Consider the following 18,530-nt stretch of genomic DNA (forward strand, 5'->3'; position numbering starts at 1 on the left):
TCACAAATGTCTTAGAATTAAATCAGCTTGAAAGTAAGGCCCGATTTTTATGCACCAAAGAGTCCATCAGATTAACCTGTGTGTCCCTTCGTCATAAATGTAGTTCCTGCATTCTTAGCTTAACCCGTGTATCTGACTATATTCAGAGCACAATTATTCAAAAAAAAACTATTGTAGGGAATACAATTATGTCTACATCTACTGGTACCGTTAAATGGTTCAATGCCGATAAAGGCTATGGTTTTATCGAACAGGATAACGGTCCTGACGTATTCGTTCACTTCCGTGCTATCAACTCCGATGGTTTTAAGACTCTGAACGAAGGCCAGCAGGTCTCTTTCGAAGTAACTGATGGCCAGAAAGGTCCACAGGCTGAGAACGTTACTATCCTGTAATGTTTGACCGCCCGGCTGTAACCTCCGGGTTACAGCCTTATCCTCCAACGCCACCTTCTGCCTTCCCGACCGCTGTTACACTCCCCTAAGCCGTGCAGAAAATAAGCGCCGCTATTACGCTGTGAAAACAGACCCCAAACAGTATTGTCCGCTGGACCCCTGCCGCTTTATCCCTGCCTCCAGACCAGCAACTGATTATTAGCCGGCATACTGATATCGCACTCCAGCATCAATCCTGCCTCAAGCGCCAGCGAACTGACCTTTTCAAAATCACGGATACCGCTGTCAGGATCACGCGCTGTCAGCCAACGATCAAAGTCGGCATTGCTATCACTGGTATAGGCATTGTTATACCGAAATGGGCCATACAGAACGAGTCGGCCGCCGGGCTTAAGCACCCTGTCCAGGCGATCAAACAGAGAAATGACTTCAGCCCAACTGATGATATGCAGCGTATTGGCAGTGAATATCAGATCAACACCAGACACGCTATCGCCCCAGCTTTCATCCCGCAGATCTAAAAGCACCGGAGGACTTATGTTGGCGCCACCATGAGCCTCAAGATTGGTCTGCAACACCGCTAGCTGCGGCGCTATTTCAGAAGGTTGCCAGGCGAGGCCCGCTAGCTGCTCAGCGAAATAAACAGCATGCTGGCCGCTACCACTACCGATCTCTAAAACAGACTCATCGCCTCTCAACAAGCCGGCAAGCTCCTTTAAAATAGGTTTGCAATTGCGTGCCGACGCCAGAGAAAAACCGATAAAACCACTCGTATCGATCACCATCATTCGAACCTGTCAGATTGCTTTTGCAGAATATCGAACAGGTCAGCGCCTAAAGACTCGGCAGCCTTCTGCATCTGATCATTGTGCAGCCGGCCATCTTCGCGAAATGCCTGCCTCGCCCGCCCCAATGAAACTTGTCCGGGGAGTGTCATTATGCCCAGATTCTGAAGATAGATACGCAAGATAGTCAGCCCCCGGGTTCCACCACCGGCCCCCGGAGACGCCGAGACCACAGCCGCTATTTTGTGCTGAAAAGCAAACATGGGGGGTTCGTGCTCTGCCTGCTTACGCGAGAGCCAGTCAAAGGTGTTTTTTAGCAGCGGCGATGGAAAACCATTGTATTCAGGCGAAGCTATCAGCAACCCCTGATGCTCTACCATCAGTCGTTTCAATTGCACAGCGGCTTCGGGAATGCCTTCGCTGTATTCAAGATCCTGATTGTAGAGAGGCATCGGATATTCACCAAGGTCCACAACCGTTACCTCAGCGCCGGCCTGCCGGGCACCAGCCACAGCAATGTCAAGTAATCTGCGGTTGAAGGATTCCGCCCGGGTACTTCCTGATAACGCCAGTATCTTCATGCTAAATCCTCCAGGGTAAATCGATTCAATAGATTTTAATCAACTATACTCAGGCCTAAAGAGCAGGTAAATACAGGCTTTTGACTCAAATTTTCAAGATAGCGTTACGAAAACAGATACTTACCTCTATGGTGAATTTAACTCACCATTTATCTGAAAATTGATCAGTTAACACAACCCAGACTAAAGTCTAGAATGCGCAGCATATTCCGAAGGGTGATCCCTTTCTGTTTCCTGAATTCAGTTCTGACCGGTCAAGCATGACCGTCTGAGTGCATTCTCCGAACTGAATTCAAACGATGGTGAGTAAAATGGCAATTCCCCAAACCCACAACAGCGTCTATAAGCAAGCTGCAAGCATGCGCTCTCAGGTTCAGGCGGAACTTATTCTGAGTGCCTTTGCATTCATTAAGGACCGTGTTAAATCAGCGGCCCCGGCTTTTGGCCCCCTATCCAGCCGCACAAACTACAAGATGTCCATGCAAGCAATGGACAGAGATACTGCGTCTGTTTGAAACGATTCTCTCTAGAGAGCGTATTACCGGCTTTAGACTGGCCAGTAATGTTATAGCGCTCTTATTTTAACAGGCCCCTGGCCTGTTTTTTTTTGTTTAAAAACCGCAACCGTTAAGCCCTGCCAGCATCTGATGCTGTTACCTTCAGACTCTGCTCCCGGCGCGCTCCCCGCAGACCACCGTGCTTTTCAAAAATCACGCTTTGTTAAAATAAGCAAAATACATAGTTTAGCCCCATCATCAGTCTTGCAGCCAACCGGCCAGTTACCGCTGAAACTGGCTATCGAAACAGACTATCGAAACAAACAGTCAACGCAATAAACCTAAACAGATGACGCCAACTGGATACAGTATAAATGATTGATTTATATGAAAATAATTATTAAAGCCCAATACTCGTATCCAATCGGGGACAGTTTTAACAAAAGCAGCTCAGAGAGCCATGAGCAAAAAACTAAAAATACACCATAAGCATATGATATATATGAACTTATAACATTCAGGCACCAAATTTGTTTATATGGAATCATTACTTCGGCTGATACTATCCGAAAGTTGAGCCTCCCCCCCATTTTGCCTGATGATTAGGGTGTTTCAGTTGTAGTAATAGCATTATAAAAAAAACCGCCTGCTGGCGGTTTTTTTGTATCTACAGGCCTGCTGAGATTGGTTGGGACTTTTCAGGCACCGCACACATCTTCGACATAACCACTAAAGCTGTTAAACGGTGTCGATGCCAGCTTCTCGTCTTTTGCTTCGTCATCCCAGCGCCGTAAACGTATCGCCTGTTCATAAAAAGGCTCTGCCCGAAAAGAAGTGATTTCATCTTCCGTCATCAGACCGCCCTGGTGGTCCAGAGAGTGACGCGAAGCCTCTGAAAGGCTATCAATATAACCGGCCTCGGTGGTACACAGATACCGCTTTGCACTGGCGTGCAGACGCACAGGTTCAGTGACGCCAGGGGGGAAGTAATGACTGAGAAAATCAGCCCCGACGTGATCATGATGGAAATGACCATGACCCAGTTTAACCTCACCAATCAAGTGCCCTATATCATGTAGCAAAGCAGCGACAACCATATCAGATCGTTCACCATCTTCTACCGCCAGCCTGGCACATTGCACCGAATGTTCAATCTGGCTGACCCCCTCACCATAATGATGATGGCCCATCTCGTTATAGATCTTGGCGATCTTACTAAAGATATCAGTCATATTTACCTCCACAGGTTATATCAACCACGATGCCTGAGAGATATTAAACTGACGTTACCGCTATATTATGATCAGCGGTCTGACAAACAATACAAAAAAGGCGAATCAGCTTCGTGATCCGTCCGGGAAGCTGTTCGGAAGAAGCCTTTTGCAAGGACCCGTTTATAAAACTGATTTCAAGACTGACTAAAAAGACCGATTCAAAGGACAAACTCTATGTAACTGTTTAATGACGAACCGTTACACCTGATTAATCACAGCGTTTGCCTGACTATCGACTATAGTGAAACGGCAATAATGAATCAGATAGAAACATGATTCTCCTTGAACTATCGGATGTTTTGGGAGTGCGTGGGAGGGTAATGCAGTCAGACTAATTGCGTTCATTGTCATATCTCTCGGCTTCGCCTACCTATTTCGGGCATCGCTTCGGGCACCACAATCTCATGGCTTTTATCGTTTCTTTGCATTCGAGTTCATTATTGCACTGTTCGTCGTCAATGCGACCGTCTGGTTCCGCACTCCATGTGCATGGTACCAGTTAATCTCATGGTCCCTGCTTATTATCTCTATCTTCCCATTGGTCCTGGGCATTAACGCTTTAACAACAAAAGGTAAACCGGTTAAACACCGGAAAAATGACTCTTCGCTACTGACTTTTGAGAAGACAACCACACAGATCACCACAGGCATCTTTCACTATATACGCCATCCCATGTACAGTTCTCTTCTGTGGCTGGCGTGGGGGGGGGGTCAAACATCCGGACTGGCCAGGCGGGATATTAGCGCTGGCAGCCTCTCTGTTTTTAATCATCGCCGCACGGGTGGAAGAAACAGAATCTATTCGCTTCTTCGGAGCACCCTATCAGGACTACATTAAGCAGACTAAGATGTTCGTGCCGTTTCTTGTCTGATATATCGTGGCGTTACAATTAATGCTGACCCGCCGAGCGACACAACCTGAATATGTGTTCACATAACAGATGCTACATCTTACCTGAACAGTAAAATTTTAACGTCAATAAAAATGGGGATTACCCTTCTACTTTGTGCTGATCATTATCATCGCAGATACCTGTATTCGGGTTCACAAAAAAACGGGCCCCAGGCCCGTTTTTCGTATGATCAAGTCACAAACTTAATTGTTAACAGACGACAGATAATCAGTCTTCCATATAGGTTTCGATAGCAGGACAGGAGCAGATAAAGTTGCGGTCACCGTAGACATTGTCGATACGGTTTGCGGTTGGCCAGAACTTGTTCTCCCGGGTTGCCTGACTCGGAAATACAGCCTCTTCCCGTGAATAGGGACGCTCCCACTCATCAACCATAATATCCGCCTGAGTATGTGGCGCCCGGCATAAGGGGTTGTTATCTGCAGGCCAGATGCCACTCTTCACTTGATCGATCTCCGCCTTAATCTTTATCATCGCATCGATAAAACGATCAATCTCGACCCTGGACTCAGATTCGGTCGGCTCAATCATCAGAGTGCCGGCGACCGGAAACGACATGGTCGGGGCATGGAAACCATAATCCATCAGTCGCTTGGCAATATCCTCTTCGGTTACACCGGATTCCTCCTTAAGCGGACGAATATCGACGATGCATTCATGGGCCACTTTGTTGTTGCGGCCCCGATAGAGAATCGGATAGTGCCCTGACAGTTTCTCCGCCATATAGTTAGCATTGAGAATCGCTATCTGCGTTGAACGTTTCAGGCCTGACTTGCCCAGCATCAGGTTATACATCCAGGTAATCGGCAGGATAGACGCCGAACCATAAGGGGTTGCGGCTACGGCTCCGTTGTCAGGGTTGAGGCCCTCTACCGGAGTGACTTTATGGCTGGCGAGGAACGGCGCCAGGTGACTCTTAACACCGATGGGGCCCATACCCGGGCCACCGCCGCCATGGGGAATAGCGAACGTTTTATGCAGATTAAGGTGAGACACGTCAGAGCCGATCAGGCCCGGCTTAGAGATCCCCACCTGAGCATTCATGTTGGCACCATCCATATACACCTGACCACCGTTTTTGTGGATGATGTTACAGATCTCGACGATATCCTCCTCATACACCCCGTGGGTGGATGGGTAGGTGATCATCAGGCAGGACAGGTTGTCTTTATGCAACTCGGCCTGCGCACGCAGATCAGCAACATCGACGTTACCCTTATCGTCACAGCGGGTAACGATAATCTTCATATCCATCATCGCAGCCGAAGCCGGATTCGTCCCGTGAGCAGAGGATGGTATCAGACAGACATTGCGATGCCCTTCACCGACAGACTCCTGATACTTACGGATTGCCAGCAAACCGGCATACTCCCCGGAGGCACCCGAGTTTGGCTGCAGAGAGACCTTATCATAACCGGTGATCTCCACCAGTTGCTGCTCCAGCTGGCGAAGCATCTCGTGGTAGCCCTGCACCTGATCTGCCGGTGCGAAGGGGTGAATACTGGAAAATTCAGGCCAGGTGACCGGAACCATCTCGGAGGTCGCATTCAGCTTCATGGTGCAGGAGCCAAGCGGAATCATGCCGTGCACCAGCGAGTAATCCTTGTTCTCCAGCTTTTTCATATACCGCAGCATATCGGTTTCGCTGTGATAGCTGTTAAACGTCGGGTGACTCAGAATGGCATCGGCACGACGCATCTCAGCGGTAATACCCGTTGCAGCACCCGCGACGATCTCTGCGTCCAAATCAGCAACCGACAGCCCATGACCCTCACCCAGAACAATATCAAACAGATCGGCGATATCCGCCGGACGGGTGGTTTCATCCAGCGATATACCCAGCTTATCTGCAGCGGTCTGACGCAGGTTACAACCGGCATCCAGCGCGCGCTGATAGACCTCGGCAGCGGTTTCCGGCAGGGTTAGCGTCAGGGTATCAAAATAACTATCGTTAACCGTAACCCCTTTGGCGTTCAGACCATTAGCCAGAATGGCAGTCAGACGATGCACCCGCTCGGCGATGGTTTTAAGGCCTTCAGGACCATGATACACACAGTAGAAGGAAGCCATATTTGCCAGCAGCGCCTGAGCGGTGCAGATATTAGAGGTCGCCTTCTCACGACGGATATGTTGTTCGCGGGTCTGCATCGCCATCCGCAGCGCCTGGTTACCGTTGGCATCGATAGAGACACCTATAATCCGCCCGGGCACCGAGCGCTTCAGTTTTTCACTGGCAGCAAAGAACGCGGCATGCGGGCCACCAAAACCCATTGGCACACCCAAACGCTGAGATGACCCCAATACGACATCCGCACCCAGCTCACCGGGGGATTTCAGCAGCACCAGCGCTAACGGATCAGCAGCAACAGAAACCATCGCCTGCTGTCCCTTGGCTTTTTCGATCAGTGTTTTGATATCGGTAATATCCCCATAGCTGCCCGGATATTGCAGCTGGACACCAAAGGCATCACAACCCTCCAGATCCGTCAGTGGGTTGCCAACAACAATGTCAAAACCAAAATATTCTGCCCGGGTTCTGATCACATCGATTGTCTGGGGATGGACATCATCCGCGACAAAAAAGGTATCGCTTTTTTTACGGTTGGAACGCTTACACAGGGTCATCGCTTCAGCCGCTGCCGTCGCTTCATCCAGCAATGAGGCATTGGCCAGATCCATACCGGTCAGATCCATTACCACCTGCTGGTAGTTCAGCAATGCTTCCAGACGGCCCTGAGAGATCTCCGGCTGATATGGCGTATAGGCGGTATACCAGCCCGGATTTTCCATAACGTTACGCAGAATCACATTGGGTACCAGGGTATTGTGATAGCCCATACCGATATAGGAGCGGTTCACCTTGTTCTGATCAGCGAGGCTGCGCAGCATTGCCAGCGCATCCGCTTCAGACAGCGCACCTTCCATCGCCAGCGCATCATCCAGCCGGATTGAGTCAGGCACGGTCTGAGCCATCAGCTCCTCAATCGAACCCAGGCCCAGCTCAGCCAGCATCGCCGCGGTCTGATGGGTGTCCGGACCTATATGTCGCCGGGTAAACTCTTTCGTCTGCTGAAGCGTGCTCAGGGAAGCAACAGGAGTAGATATATCAGTAGCCATTACAATAACCTGCTTAAACTGATCAGCAGCGCGGGCCGCTAATCTCAAAATAAAGGGTGCGGGATGGTTCTGCTTACCATCCCGCGTTTGCGAAAAGACCTGATCGGGGGACAGTGATAGCGGTTATCTTAACTGATAAACGCTATCAGCACAGATCAGATCTATTCTGCAATCGTAGCTGCATAGGACTCGGCGTCCAGCAAACCATCCAGCTGAGATGCATCAGCCAGTTTAATCTTAACGATCCAGCCACCATCGTAAGGCGCGTTATTCACGGTTTCAGGCTGATCTTCCAGCGCTTCATTGATCGCGACGACCTCACCCGTTACCGGTGAATAGATATCCGAAGCGGCTTTGACTGATTCAACCAGTGAGAACTCCTCTCCGGCATCGACTTCACGCCCCACTTCCGGCAGTTCAACAAAAACCACATCGCCCAGAAGCTCCTGTGCATGATCTGAAATACCCATAGTGACGGTACCATCGCCATTATCCAGAACCCATTCATGGCTTGAAGCAAAACAGTAGTTAGATGGAATGCTCATAATTGTATGTCCTTTAAAGATCAACACCGGCACAGACTCAGCACCGGCATAACGTTTGTTTGATTATAGGTTTATTTATACAGCGGAAAGCGTTTGCACAAGGTTTCCACCTGAGCGAGCACCTGCGCTTCAACTGTTGAGTTGTCATCCGGGTTGGCCACCAGTCCATCCAGAACATCACTGATCAGATTACCGATCAGGCGAAACTCTTCGGTACCAAAACCGCGACTGGTTCCCGCAGGTGTACCCAGACGTATACCCGAGGTCACCATCGGCTTTTCAGGATCAAACGGAATACCATTTTTGTTACAAGTGATGCCGGCACGCTCCAAGGCTGCATCGACAATATTCCCTTTAAGGCCTTTGGGACGCAGGTCCACCAGCATCAGATGGGTGTCGGTACCACCGGTCACAATATCGCAGCCTCGTTCAACCATGACCCCGGCCAGCACCTGTGCATTCTCAACAACCCGATCGATGTAGGTTTTGAATTCCGGACGCAGCGCTTCACCGAAGGCCACCGCCTTGGCAGCGATAACATGCATCAGGGGGCCGCCCTGCAATCCGGGGAAAACCGCTGAATTAATCTTTTTACCAATGTCCGGATTATTGGACAGGATCATGCCACCACGAGGGCCCCGCAAAGTCTTATGGGTGGTGGTTGTCACAACATCGGCATAGGGCAGCGGACTCGGGTGCACACCGGTCGCAACCAGTCCGGCGATGTGCGCCATATCAACAAACAGAAAGGCACCCACTTTATCGGCAATCTCACGGAACCGGGCGAAATCGATTACGCGGGGAATGGCAGAACCACCCGCGATAATCATCTTCGGCTGACATTCAACCGCCAGCGCTTCTACTGCATCATAATCGATCCGGTTATCCACTTTGGAAACACCATACTGAACGGCGTTAAACCACTTACCCGACAATGCCGGACGGGCGCCGTGGGTCAGATGACCACCCGCATCCAGGGACATTCCCATAACCGTATCGCCTGGCTGTAATAGTGCCAGCATAACCGCACCGTTGGCCTGAGCACCGGAATGTGGCTGAACATTGGCAAATTCACAGCCGAACAGCTGCTTGGCACGCTCAATTGCCAACCCTTCCGCTTTATCTGCATATTCACAACCACCGTAATAACGGCGCCCCGGATAGCCTTCTGCATACTTGTTGGTCAGCACAGTGCCCTGGGCCTGCATCACCGCTTTAGAAACGATATTTTCTGAAGCGATCAACTCAATCTGCGTTTCCTGACGGGTAAACTCCTGGTTTACCGCGGCCATCAGTTCCGCATCCCGCTCAGCCAGATTCTGTGTAAAAAAGGCCTCACATATCGCGTCACCGCGGTACAGTTCAGTGTTATTCATCGTTGTTATTCTCTATTCAGATTCAAGCGGTTCAAAATCAACAGGCCACGACGTTAACCGCCAGCCCGCCCTGCGAGGTTTCTTTATATTTGTCCTGCATATCAACACCGGTCTGACGCATCGTCTCTATAACAGAATCAAGGGATACATGGTGTTTGCCATCGCCCCGCATCGCCAGCCGGGCAGCATTGATGGCTTTAACAGCGCCCATGGTATTGCGCTCAATACACGGGACCTGCACCAACCCGCCAACAGGATCACAGGTAAGTCCCAGGTTATGCTCCATACCGATCTCGGCAGCATTCTCAACCTGTTCAATGGTGCCCCCCATAACCGCACACAGCGCTCCGGCGGCCATCGAGCAGGCCACGCCGATCTCGCCCTGACAGCCGACCTCGGCAGCCGAGATAGAGGCGTTCTTCTTGTACAACATGCCAATCGCAGCAGCCGTAGCGAGAAAATCGAAGATACCCTGCTCACTGGAGCCGTGGACAAAGCGATCGTAGTACGCCAGCACCGCCGGAATAACCCCGGCAGCCCCGTTCGTCGGCGCAGTCACAACCCGGCCACCGGCGGCATTTTCCTCATTCACAGCCATCGCATAGAGGTTTATCCAGTCCATGACGGTCAGTTGATCTTTAAACGATGCTTCCGGGCTGTTACGCAACTCTTCACTGAGTTCGTGAGCACGGCGCTTTATCCGCAGACCACCCGGCAGCTCACCGGTTTCCGCGCAACCACGTCGAATGCAGCTATCCATCACCTGCCAGATATTTCGCAATCCAGCGTTAACCTCTGATTCGCTGCGCCAGACCCGTTCATTTTCCATCACCAGCTGAGCAACGCTCATATCATTCTGTTTACACAGCGTCAGTAGCTCGGCACCGCTATTGAACTCATAGGGCAGCGTCACACTATCCTCAATGGAGCTCTGTTGATCGACCTCTGCATCACTCAGCACGAAGCCACCACCAACGGAGTAATAGATCGCGTCGTGCAAGACGAGGCCCGCTGCGTCAAACGCCTGAAAACGCATACCATTCGGGTGCTTAGGCAGAGACTCACCAAAGTGAAACGGCAGATGTTCAGCAACCCGGAACTCAATCAACCGTTTTCCCGCCAGATTCAGCTGACCGGTTTGCTGAATCTGCGTTACAAAGACCGGCACCTGATCCGGATCGACCCGGTCTGGCATTTCACCCATCAAACCGATCAGCACAGCCACATCCGTTGAGTGTCCTGTACCGGTCATCGCCAGTGAACCATAGAGTCCCACTTTAACCTTACAGACCTGCTCAAACTGCTGGCGTTGCTGCAACTCATCCAGAAAACGGTTTGCGGCCACCATCGGCCCCACGGTATGAGAACTCGAAGGCCCGATGCCTACTTTGAACAGATCAAAAATACTTAAAGCCACTGACAACTACTCCAGCCTGATGATAGAGACTTCTATTCTCTGCAACCTGACCGGTTGAAACATCCGGGTCGGTCATACACCCAAATCTCAGTTTCAAACAAGCCAATCAGCAATTGGGACTCAGATTATCAGCGCATTTTCTTAAAATCAACAAAAAGTTTCTTTTAGGAAACTTTTCCCCGATAAATCGTTAATTCGCTAAATAACCGATTCTTTCAATGCCCAGAGGGGTTGTGTACTATTATCGGAAACAGGGAGCGCGGACTCCTTAACCGAAAAGCATTAACCTATTAAACGGAGTAACCGATGACCGATAAGCCAGCGTTTCTCAAAGAAGAGCAGCAGTTCTTTTCGGTTACCCGGGATAATGCAGAAGCGGTTGTAGAGCCGCTTGAGCTGGGCAAACGGGTCCGTGAGATCCGCCTGAGTCAGAACCTGACACTGGAAGAAGCCAGCAAACTGACAGGACTGGCCCGTTCAACCCTGTCGAAGATTGAAAATGAACAGATCTCCCCTACCTTCACTGCAGTAAATAAACTGGTTAAAGGCCTGGGAATCGATATCCCTCAGCTGTTTACACAACCCAAAAAGAAAAGCCCCGGCAGCGGAGGCCGTCGCGATATAACCCGCCATGGGGAGGGTAAACCACACCCGACCCCCACCTATGAACATGAACTGCTGGCCACCCAGCTGTCCAGTAAGAAAATGATCCCGTTCAAAACCACCGTACGCACCCATTCCTGGGATGAGTATGAGGACTGGATACGGCATGACGGGGAAGAGTTTCTCTATGTACTCAGTGGCAGCATCATGTTCTACACCGAGTTCTATGAACCGATCGAACTGGTCACCGGTGACAGCGCCTATTACGACTGCGAAATGGGACATGCGCTCGTCTCAACCAGCCAGAAAGATGCAGAGGTACTCTGGGTTACAGCATAAGGCTAGTGGCTAGTGGCTAGTGGCTAGTCAGAAAAGTAAAACCATAAAAACCGCCGTCAGGCGGTTTTGTTGTATATAGGAGTTTCCTCCAGAGACGATCGATTGTTTAAAACCCTCGCTGCTGGAAGCCCCTCCTACATCCGCTCTGCTAGCCATTAGCATGCTGCGCAGCAAGGTCCAAAGGCTACCTGTAAAAAACCACTAGTTTCAGTCTCTTCCCATTTCCGATATTCAGGCTTTTCCCTACCTATCTACTAACCACCAACAAAGTGCGCAGCAACGTCTGGGACTGCTGTTATTAGCCTGCATACGACACTCTCTGTTCCCTCTACGCAACTTTACTATTGCAATACATTTCCTGATCGTTTAACTTTGTTTCCTATTGGAAACTTTTCCCTTTAAAACTACATTTATTCTCTGTTTATCTGGCTCAACTAATCGTCCCGGATAAACAGTACTGACGAAACCCGAACATAAACGCTGGAGACCTCCATGTCCGAACTGAACAAAACACCGCTGTACGACCTGCATCTGGAGCTGGGTGGCAAAATGGTCCCCTTTGCAGGCTTTGAAATGCCTGTTCAGTACCCGATGGGCGTTAAAAAAGAACATATCCACACCCGCGAACATGCGGGTCTGTTTGATGTTTCCCACATGGGACAGGTGAAACTGAGCGGTGCAAATGCCGCAGCTGAACTGGAAAAGCTGGTTCCGGTCGACATCATCGATCTGCCAGTAGGCAAACAACGCTATGCACTGTTCACTAATCCCCATGGCGGTATTATGGATGACCTCATGGTCACCAACTACGGCGATCATCTGTACGTCGTGGTGAATGCCGCCTGTAAAGCACAGGACATTGCACATATGCAGGCGAATCTGGGCGAAGGTGTAGAACTGGAAGTACTGGACGATCGTGCGCTGGTTGCGCTGCAGGGCCCCGAAGCCGCTCAGGCCCTTACGCGTATCTGTCCTGAGGCCGGTGAAATGGTCTTTATGGATTCCCGCCACATCAGCATTGATGGTGTTGAATGCTTCATCAGTCGCTCCGGCTATACCGGCGAAGATGGCTATGAGATCTCCATTCCGGCCGATCAGGCTGAACGCCTCTGCCGTCTGTTTATTGCACAACCGGAAGTTGAACTTATCGGTCTGGGAGCCCGCGACTCGTTACGTCTGGAATCCGGCCTGTGCCTCTACGGTCATGACCTTGATCAGAACACCACCCCGATAGAGGGCAGCCTGATCTGGGCGATCAGTAAATGTCGTCGTGCCGATGGCGAGCGGGCAGGCGGTTTCCCCGGCGCCGAGAAGATTTTTGATCAGATCGCCAACAAAAATGTCACCCGCAAGCGGGTAGGCCTGATTGCGCTGGGTAAAGCCCCAATCCGCGAAGGTGCAGAACTGGTTAACACCGATGGCGTCAGGATCGGTGAAGTGACCAGCGGCAGCTTTGGCCCGACGCTGGGTGTTCCAATTGCGATGGGACATGTCGCTTCTGAGTATGCAGCACTGGAAACAGAAATATATGCTCTGGTTCGCGGTAAGCAGTTACCGATGGTGGTATCAAAAACCCCCTTTATCGAACAGCGTTACTATCGCGGCTGATCTGAACCTGTTATGCCCGTAAAACCAGTTTAACAGATCAATTGAATTTGCCCCGATGACAGATACGCCCGCTCAGCACAACAGGCGGGCGTATCCGTTACCGGTTTAAACATAAAACAGTGAAGATTCAGACGCAGCGGAGGCCTCCCCCGATGGAGAAGATCCCTTTAAAACAACTGAAAGGCGAATCAAAAATGTCTCGCCTGCGGGAAAAACCTGACCCGACGCGGGAACGACTACGCAAACCGGACTGGATCCGTATTGATGCCCGTTCCAATGCCAATGTTAAAAAGGTTAAACAGCAGCTGCGTGAACTGAACCTGCATACCGTATGCGAAGAAGCCTCCTGCCCCAACCTGGCTGAGTGCTTCAGCAACAAAACAGCGACCCTTATGATCATGGGGGCGATCTGCACCCGACGCTGTCCGTTCTGTGATGTCGCCCATGGACGACCAATGGCACTGGACCCGGATGAACCCAAAAATGTTGCCCGCAATATCGCCCAGCTGGGGTTGCGCTACGTGGTCATTACATCGGTGGACCGGGATGACCTAAAAGATGGTGGCGCGGGTCATTTTGCCGAATGTGTCAGAGAAGCCCGGGCGCTGAATGAAGCACTGAAGGTGGAAATACTGGTACCGGATTTCCGTGGCCGCATGGAAGTTGCACTTGAAAAACTGTCCGCACAGTTACCGGATGTACTGAATCATAACCTCGAAACAGTCCCTTCGCTGTACAGTAAAGTACGGCCTGGTGCTGATTATTTCTGGTCTCTCAGCCTGCTCTACCAATTTAAAAAGCTGCACCCGCAGGTGGATACCAAGTCCGGCATCATGGTCGGTCTCGGTGAAACACAAGAAGAAGTCATTAAAGTGATGCGGGATCTGAGAGCCAACGATGTCGATATGATTACCATAGGCCAGTACCTGCAACCCACTAAACATCATCTGGCCGTGGAGCGCTATGTCACTCCGGAAGAGTTTAAAGAGTATGAAGAGATTGGCTACCAGTTGGGCTTTAAAAATGTCGCCAGCGGTCCAATGGTACGCTCCTCCTATCATGCGGATATTCAGGCCAGGGCTCTGTAGCCCACCCCTTAAACTGAACACTGATAAACCGGGTTGTCTCTGACAACCCAACGAGTAAAGGAACTGACAATGTCTGTCTACACACCAGTCACCCGGGATCAACTTGAACGCTACCTGCAGCAATACAGTGTAGGCGAGCTAATCGATTTTCAGGGCATTGAAGCCGGTGTAGAAAATACGAACTATTTTGTTACCACCACGGACGGAGAGTTTGTCCTGACACTGGTGGAGTCAGTCAGCCATGAGCAGCTACCCTTTATTCTTGATTATATCGAGCACCTGACACAGCAGGGTGTCGCCTGTGCCAGACCGATCCATTTGCAAGACAACAGCCTGTATGGACAACTGAACGACCGTCCTGCGGTCCTGATGTCACGACTCTCGGGTAGCCCGCTGCAAAACCCCAATGATCAGCAGGCGAGTATTATAGGGCTGACGCTGGCGCAGATGCACCAGTTCTCGGCACAACTCGAAAACCAACAGACGGTAGATATCTATCAGTGGTGTTCAGATCTGGGGGCCAGACTGATGCCTCACCTGTCAGCCGATGATCAGCAGACCCTGCAGCACAACCTGATGGATGCCGGACAAATCCTCTGGAGCGACCTGCCGGGCGGCCCTGTTCATGCAGACCTGTTTCCGGACAACGCCTTGTTTGAAGGCGACACACTCTGTGGACTGATAGATTTTTATCATGCCTGCTCGGCCCCCTACCTGTATGACCTGTGTGTCACCCTGAACGCCTGGTGTTTTGACGAGCGCAGCTCAGAGTACGACTTCAACAAAGCGCTGCTGATACTCGACAGTTACCAGTCTGTTCGTCCGCTGAATAGCGATGAACAGAGAAGTTTCAGTAAAATGCTACAGGTTGCGGCGATGCGCTTCTGGTTGTCCCGGCTGCGGGATATCCACTTTCGCAAGGAGGGTGAGGTTGTCACCCGTAAAGATCCGCAAGGCAAGCTGCAACTGTTAAAACTGCTGTGCGAGAACCAACAGCTGGATGCCGCAAGCTAATGCGTAAAATGACCCATCAGTTCTGCACTGGCTCAACCCGGTAGCCCCGTTGCTGTAACTGATGTATCAGCCCCTCTTTCCCGGCCAGGTGAGCACTGCCCACCAGCACAAACTCCACTGGCCGGCTGTGTAACATAGTCTCTATCTGGGGCAACCACTTCTGGTTACGATCGACCATTAAAACGCGAAATGCAGCTGGCGACTCACGACGCATATCGTCAATCACCAGACGTTCAAGGTCGACAAGGCTACCCCGGCGCCAGGCATCAACCATCTCATTGATCACCCTGCCCGACTCTTCCAGCTCGTCCAGTGACATCCGCATAAACTTTTCTTCATCACCCGCCCCCATACCCGCCAGCAAGCGGATCTGCTGATCCACCGATTCCAGCCCGGCCACCGGTTTACCCTCTGCGGTAGCCCGGCTATGGTAAAAGTCATCAATACCCTGAGCATCCACGCCTATCTGCCGCAGATTAAGCAATGTCAGGGTAATGACGATACCCGATGGACGCAGCCCACTGAGGGCCTCAACCGGTAAACCATACTGGCTCCAGACCTTCACGATACGCTGATAAAGTGCAGCTGAAACCCGCTTATCCAGCCCGCTGATCCCCTCAGGATACCTCATGGCCTGCTGCATTTTCTGCATCACTGCGGGTCTATGCAGCTGCGCAATATCCGTTTCAAAAATCAAAGTGTCTGCAGCCTGATAAGCCCGGTCAAATTCAACAGGCAGCGGGTAGTCTTTCTGCCGTAAAACATGCAGTGTTCCGCCAACATAGAGCAGATTATCGCCTGAACTGACCTTCCAGACGCTGCTATCGGCCGCTGCCGTCAACGTGACAACGGATAAGCTAATCAGCGCTAGCGTCCTGAATATACCTTGTGTGAACCCCATACCAAACCGCTCCTTATATGTGCAATATTATGCGCTGTATTCCCGCACTACTTCGACAACCTGAACCCGATATGAGGCATACCACTGCGAACGCCCTTTTTGCTGCGCGACCAGGTGTTCGGCATTCTGTTTCCAGGCGCTAATCTGCTCTTTACTGCTCCAGTATGAGACCGCTATCTCGCTATTCCCCTCGGTGACGGAGGTAAACTCGAGGCAACCATATTCCTGTATCGCCAGCTCACGCATTCTGGCAGCCATCTGGCCGTACTCTTCATCTAACCGGGCGATCTCTGCCCTGAAAATTACCGCATACATATCAGTATTCCCTGAATTAACCGCTATAACGCTGTGACTCTGTATATCATCTCTCAACAGAAATTACCGCCGCCTGAACAGATAAAAACAAAAAAACCGGCACAGGGCCGGTTTTTAATAGTGTCTGATCAAGACTGCATTATTCGTTTATATAATGCTTATGCACCCGACGAGTGATGCCGGTGAACAACGTGTAAGGGATTGTATCGCAATAGGTAGCGACCTCTGCAGCCGTTACATTACGCCCCCAGAACTCGACCTCGGTACCGATCCCTGCGTCCGGAATATCCGTCAGATCAACGCCCAGCATATCCATCGATACCCGGCCGATAATCCGTGCGCGTTGACCATTTATCCATACCGGGGTACCGGTAACGGCATGGCGCGGATAACCATCAGCATACCCCAGCGCAACCGTCCCCACGCGGGAAGGTCTATCAGCAACAAAGTGACCACCATAGCCGACGCATTCACCCGGCTGCACATCGCGTATCGCAATGACTTCGGAGGTCAGCGTCATCGCCGGAAGCAGTTTATCAGCCTGTTCCTGAGCTTCAGGGAACGGTGTTGCTCCATACAGCATCAGTCCCGGACGCATCCAGTCACGGCGGGCATCCTGCCAGGCCAGCACAGCGGCAGAATTGGCCAGGCAGTGTGGCGCATCCAGCCCTTCGCTGGCCCGGTTAAATACGGCCAGTTGTTCCTCAGTCGTGATTTTGTCCAGCTCATCAGAGCTGGCAAAGTGAGTCATCAAAACGACATCTGATACATTATCCAGCTGCTTAAGGCGCTGAAACGCAGCCTGATAATCATCCGGATGAATACCTAAGCGATTCATACCGGAATTCATTTTCAGCCAGACAGTCACCGGCTTACTCAGTGTCGCTTCGGCTATCTGCTCAATCTGATACAGACTGTGCACTGCACACCACATACCATGCTCACTGATATACGGCAGCTCACTGACCTCAAAGAAACCCTCGAGCAACAAAACAGGTTTTTTAATACCGGCTTCAATCAACTCGACACCCTCTTCAATACAGGCAACACCAAATGCATCAGCTTCAGCTTCCAGCGCTCTGGCAACCTTAACGGCGTTATGGCCGTATGCATTAGCCTTGATGATTGCAGCAGCATTACCTGCTGTATTAAGGGAACGTGCCAATCGGTAGTTATGCCGGATAGCATCCAGATCAACCGTTATTTTTGCTGCTCGACTCATCTAACTCTTACCTTAAGCTCTCACTCTTTTACAAATGCCTGCAAAACACAGGCATAAACATCAAACAACGTGTATTAGCCAACCACCATCACGGCTTCAACTTCGATATCCGCATCTTTAGGCAGTGCTTTTACCGCATAGGCAGCACGGGCTGGGTAAGGCTGATCGAAATAACGCGCCATGACTTCATTCACAGTGGCAAAGTTAGCCAGATCTGTCAGAAGAATGTTCACTTTAACCAGATCATTCATAGAACCGCCCGCTGCTTCAGCAACCGCTTTCAGGTTATCAAACACCTGAACCGCCTGAGCTTCAAACGACTCGGTTACCATCTCCATGGTGGCCGGCACCAGTGGGATCTGGCCAGACATATATACAGTGTTATCTACTTTGACAGCCTGTGAATATGTACCGATAGCAGAAGGTGCATTTTCAGTGGCAATGATAGTCTTAGTTGGCATGCTTTAAATCCCCAGTATTAAATACTTAAAATAGTGTATGAGCGTTGACCGTGAGCCGACTCTGCCCTACGGACAATG

The 18,530-nt window shown here is 50.8% G+C and carries 17 protein-coding genes; 6 read left to right on the forward strand and 11 right to left on the reverse strand.

Annotated elements, in window-relative coordinates; translation table 11 throughout:
- The first annotated feature begins 188 nt into the window (after window positions 1-188).
- The gene (locus KDX31_11755; protein UTW02034.1) at window positions 189-395 is read left to right on the forward strand and encodes a cold-shock protein; all 207 of its coding nucleotides are present in this window, start codon (window positions 189-191) and stop codon (window positions 393-395) included.
- A gap of 167 nt (window positions 396-562) precedes the next feature.
- On the opposite strand, the gene KDX31_11760 is transcribed toward KDX31_11755, so the two are convergent.
- Both KDX31_11760 and KDX31_11765 read right to left on the reverse strand, forming a co-directional pair.
- Window positions 563-1,180 (reverse strand): DUF938 domain-containing protein, encoded by a 618-nt coding sequence (locus KDX31_11760; protein ID UTW02035.1) that lies wholly within the window; start codon window positions 1,178-1,180, stop codon window positions 563-565.
- Window positions 1,180-1,761, reverse strand: a complete 582-nt coding sequence (locus KDX31_11765) for an NAD(P)H-dependent oxidoreductase (protein ID UTW02036.1) — start codon at window positions 1,759-1,761, stop codon at window positions 1,180-1,182. The genes KDX31_11760 and KDX31_11765 overlap by 1 nt, the downstream gene beginning before the upstream one ends.
- A gap of 311 nt (window positions 1,762-2,072) precedes the next feature.
- Between KDX31_11765 and KDX31_11770 the strand changes: the two genes are divergently transcribed.
- Window positions 2,073-2,276, forward strand: coding sequence for a hypothetical protein (locus KDX31_11770; protein UTW02037.1), 204 nt, complete (start codon window positions 2,073-2,075; stop codon window positions 2,274-2,276).
- A gap of 680 nt (window positions 2,277-2,956) precedes the next feature.
- Here KDX31_11770 and KDX31_11775 read toward each other — a convergent pair.
- The 5 genes from KDX31_11775 to KDX31_11795 all read right to left on the reverse strand — a co-directional run bounded on the left by KDX31_11775 (window position 2,957) and on the right by KDX31_11795 (window position 10,901).
- A complete protein-coding gene (locus tag KDX31_11775) occupies window positions 2,957-3,490 on the reverse strand; it encodes an HD domain-containing protein (protein ID UTW02038.1) in 534 nt (177 codons plus the stop codon).
- A gap of 1,163 nt (window positions 3,491-4,653) precedes the next feature.
- Window positions 4,654-7,563 carry an aminomethyl-transferring glycine dehydrogenase gene (gene gcvP / locus KDX31_11780; protein UTW02039.1) on the reverse strand — a complete coding sequence of 970 codons (2,910 nt, stop codon included), beginning with the start codon at window positions 7,561-7,563 and terminating at the stop codon, window positions 4,654-4,656.
- A 161-nt stretch (window positions 7,564-7,724) separates the two neighbouring features.
- Complete coding sequence (gcvH, locus tag KDX31_11785) at window positions 7,725-8,111, reverse strand: glycine cleavage system protein GcvH (GenBank protein ID UTW05382.1); 387 nt, start codon at window positions 8,109-8,111, stop codon at window positions 7,725-7,727.
- A 68-nt stretch (window positions 8,112-8,179) separates the two neighbouring features.
- Entirely contained in the window at window positions 8,180-9,484 is a 1,305-nt protein-coding gene (locus tag KDX31_11790) for a serine hydroxymethyltransferase (GenBank protein ID UTW02040.1), read from the reverse strand.
- Between the two features lie 37 nt (window positions 9,485-9,521).
- A complete protein-coding gene (locus KDX31_11795; GenBank protein ID UTW02041.1) occupies window positions 9,522-10,901 on the reverse strand; it encodes an L-serine ammonia-lyase in 1,380 nt (459 codons plus the stop codon).
- Between the two features lie 306 nt (window positions 10,902-11,207).
- Between KDX31_11795 and KDX31_11800 the strand changes: the two genes are divergently transcribed.
- The 4 genes from KDX31_11800 (at window position 11,208) to KDX31_11815 (ending at window position 15,553) form a co-directional block, all read left to right on the forward strand.
- On the forward strand, window positions 11,208-11,843 hold the full coding sequence (locus KDX31_11800; protein ID UTW02042.1) for a helix-turn-helix transcriptional regulator: 636 nt from the start codon (window positions 11,208-11,210) through the stop codon (window positions 11,841-11,843).
- A 492-nt stretch (window positions 11,844-12,335) separates the two neighbouring features.
- Window positions 12,336-13,451, forward strand: coding sequence for a glycine cleavage system aminomethyltransferase GcvT (gcvT, locus tag KDX31_11805; protein ID UTW02043.1), 1,116 nt, complete (start codon window positions 12,336-12,338; stop codon window positions 13,449-13,451).
- 152 nt (window positions 13,452-13,603) lie between these two features.
- Window positions 13,604-14,539 carry a lipoyl synthase gene (gene lipA / locus KDX31_11810; protein ID UTW02044.1) on the forward strand — a complete coding sequence of 312 codons (936 nt, stop codon included), beginning with the start codon at window positions 13,604-13,606 and terminating at the stop codon, window positions 14,537-14,539.
- A 69-nt stretch (window positions 14,540-14,608) separates the two neighbouring features.
- Window positions 14,609-15,553 (forward strand): homoserine kinase, encoded by a 945-nt coding sequence (locus KDX31_11815; GenBank protein UTW02045.1) that lies wholly within the window; start codon window positions 14,609-14,611, stop codon window positions 15,551-15,553.
- A gap of 16 nt (window positions 15,554-15,569) precedes the next feature.
- Here the strand turns inward: KDX31_11815 and KDX31_11820 are convergent, their stop codons facing one another.
- From KDX31_11820 to KDX31_11835, 4 genes are all read right to left on the reverse strand, one after another.
- Window positions 15,570-16,454, reverse strand: a complete 885-nt coding sequence (locus KDX31_11820; GenBank protein ID UTW02046.1) for a TraB/GumN family protein — start codon at window positions 16,452-16,454, stop codon at window positions 15,570-15,572.
- Between the two features lie 27 nt (window positions 16,455-16,481).
- Window positions 16,482-16,769 (reverse strand): DUF4188 domain-containing protein, encoded by a 288-nt coding sequence (locus KDX31_11825; protein UTW02047.1) that lies wholly within the window; start codon window positions 16,767-16,769, stop codon window positions 16,482-16,484.
- Between the two features lie 139 nt (window positions 16,770-16,908).
- Window positions 16,909-17,991: an alanine racemase gene (gene alr, locus KDX31_11830; protein UTW02048.1), complete on the reverse strand. Its 1,083-nt coding sequence runs from the start codon at window positions 17,989-17,991 to the stop codon at window positions 16,909-16,911.
- Between the two features lie 74 nt (window positions 17,992-18,065).
- Window positions 18,066-18,452 carry a RidA family protein gene (locus KDX31_11835; GenBank protein UTW02049.1) on the reverse strand — a complete coding sequence of 129 codons (387 nt, stop codon included), beginning with the start codon at window positions 18,450-18,452 and terminating at the stop codon, window positions 18,066-18,068.
- Window positions 18,453-18,530: the final 78 nt, after the last annotated feature.

Source organism: Amphritea atlantica (assembly GCA_024397875.1).
Classification (GTDB): Bacteria; Pseudomonadota; Gammaproteobacteria; order Pseudomonadales; family Balneatricaceae; genus Amphritea; species Amphritea atlantica_B.

Excerpts from the sequence above, each read along its gene's own strand:
- KDX31_11755 (UTW02034.1), top strand. The coding sequence starts at position 189 with ATGTCTACATCTACTGGTACCGTTAAATGGTTCAATGCCGATAAAGGC.
- KDX31_11760 (UTW02035.1), bottom strand. The coding sequence starts at position 1,180 with ATGGTGATCGATACGAGTGGTTTTATCGGTTTTTCTCTGGCGTCGGCA.
- KDX31_11765 (UTW02036.1), bottom strand. The coding sequence starts at position 1,761 with ATGAAGATACTGGCGTTATCAGGAAGTACCCGGGCGGAATCCTTCAAC.
- KDX31_11770 (UTW02037.1), top strand. The coding sequence starts at position 2,073 with ATGGCAATTCCCCAAACCCACAACAGCGTCTATAAGCAAGCTGCAAGC.
- KDX31_11775 (UTW02038.1), bottom strand. The coding sequence starts at position 3,490 with ATGACTGATATCTTTAGTAAGATCGCCAAGATCTATAACGAGATGGGC.
- gcvP (UTW02039.1), bottom strand. The coding sequence starts at position 7,563 with ATGGCTACTGATATATCTACTCCTGTTGCTTCCCTGAGCACGCTTCAG.
- KDX31_11790 (UTW02040.1), bottom strand. The coding sequence starts at position 9,484 with ATGAATAACACTGAACTGTACCGCGGTGACGCGATATGTGAGGCCTTT.
- KDX31_11800 (UTW02042.1), top strand. The coding sequence starts at position 11,208 with ATGACCGATAAGCCAGCGTTTCTCAAAGAAGAGCAGCAGTTCTTTTCG.
- gcvT (UTW02043.1), top strand. The coding sequence starts at position 12,336 with ATGTCCGAACTGAACAAAACACCGCTGTACGACCTGCATCTGGAGCTG.
- lipA (UTW02044.1), top strand. The coding sequence starts at position 13,604 with ATGGAGAAGATCCCTTTAAAACAACTGAAAGGCGAATCAAAAATGTCT.
- KDX31_11815 (UTW02045.1), top strand. The coding sequence starts at position 14,609 with ATGTCTGTCTACACACCAGTCACCCGGGATCAACTTGAACGCTACCTG.
- KDX31_11820 (UTW02046.1), bottom strand. The coding sequence starts at position 16,454 with ATGGGGTTCACACAAGGTATATTCAGGACGCTAGCGCTGATTAGCTTA.
- KDX31_11825 (UTW02047.1), bottom strand. The coding sequence starts at position 16,769 with ATGTATGCGGTAATTTTCAGGGCAGAGATCGCCCGGTTAGATGAAGAG.
- alr (UTW02048.1), bottom strand. The coding sequence starts at position 17,991 with ATGAGTCGAGCAGCAAAAATAACGGTTGATCTGGATGCTATCCGGCAT.
- KDX31_11835 (UTW02049.1), bottom strand. The coding sequence starts at position 18,452 with ATGCCAACTAAGACTATCATTGCCACTGAAAATGCACCTTCTGCTATC.